The organism is Neglectibacter sp. X4 (genome assembly GCF_009917365.1).
Classification (GTDB): Bacteria; Bacillota; Clostridia; order Oscillospirales; family Acutalibacteraceae; genus Acutalibacter.
The window spans coordinates 1-1,276 of sequence record NZ_QWLE01000117.1; the positions used below are offsets into that span (position 1 = coordinate 1).

Annotated in this window: 1 protein-coding gene and 1 pseudogene; both read left to right on the plus strand. The window is 43.4% G+C overall.

Annotation, left to right across the window (positions count from 1 at the left end):
* Positions 1 to 426 (plus strand): annotated as a pseudogene (locus D1841_RS16780) (hypothetical protein); the annotation flags it as partial.
* Positions 419 to 1,276, plus strand: an 858-nt coding sequence (locus D1841_RS16785; protein ID WP_166554306.1) for a ParB/RepB/Spo0J family partition protein, incomplete at its 3' end; no start/stop codon positions are given. The pseudogene D1841_RS16780 and the gene D1841_RS16785, both read left to right, overlap by 8 nt.

Below are 1,276 nucleotides of genomic sequence, written 5' to 3' on the forward strand. Positions count from 1 at the left end.
GATGCAGCCTTTGGAAATACCATACCCAAATTTGAGACAGTTATTCCTTTGCAGGTCAATGGCTCGAGGGCATCAAAGGAGCAGGAGGCAATCACTTCTTTTGATCCGGATGGTGCGGCTGCCAAAGCATATCAAAATTGGCTGACAGAGTATATGGGTATTACGCAATATGTAAACTTGGAAGGAAGCCAGATTGAAATTGGTGATGTCCTGCAAATAGGAACTGATCGATACCTGATTCACTATGGTTACTACGACAGGAGAACAAGAGACGGGAAAATAGTGAAAACACTGGGTGCATATGCTGAAATGCTTACTGATGAAATGTCCCACGATGGGACAGAGGGAATTTTTCTGTCGATAGGCAGTTTTATGCAGCGATATAAAAGCTATAACAGAAGGAAGGTGGTGAACGGTGATGGGTGAAAGAAAAATCAATTTTACACCATTGGAAGAAATGTTCGGACTACCTGCAGATAATTCTGCGAATCAAGAGGAAGTTAATAAGCAGGAGCAGGATATTATAATTGACATTGATAGAATGCTGGACTGGCATACAACAATAAATGTTCCCGGTGTAAAGGTACATCCGTTCAATCGACTTTCTGAAGCTAAACAGTTGGAGTTATGCAAAAGTATCGAAAAAAACGGATTGATATCGCCGATTATACTGAGAGTTGATCGAGGTCGGACCGGATACTATGAAGTCATTGCCGGGCATAACCGAAGAGATGCAATGCGTAAACTTGGACATCATAGCCTAAGCAGCCAGTTGGGGCAAATTCGAGTCTTAGAAGATTGTAATGATATTAAGGCTGCGTATTGGATGCTTGATTCCAATATCCAGCGTGAGGAGCAGCTTCCCAGTGAGCGTGCTGATGCATACAGCACTAAATATGCATTGATAAGAATGGAAGCACAGCAGAACCCGGCAATACTGTCCCACAATGGGACAGAACGGACAGATGAAGTAGCTGCCAGAATTATGGGTATCAGCAGAACAACATTGCAGAGATATCTGGCACTGAAGAAACTCATACCGGAAATTCTGAAAATGGTTGATGACAAGAAATTGACGATTCCGGTCGCCGAATTGATTGCAGCCATGAGTGAGGAGCAGCAATCAGCACTTTTTGATGCGATGCAGGAAACGAAATGTCCGGGCCTTGCTTTGATTAAGCAAATCAGAGAACGCTGTAACGAGCAGTATCTTTCTGCTGAAGAACTCTGTGAAATGATTAGCCCCACGAAGCCGATGAATCGGATTAACCTGACG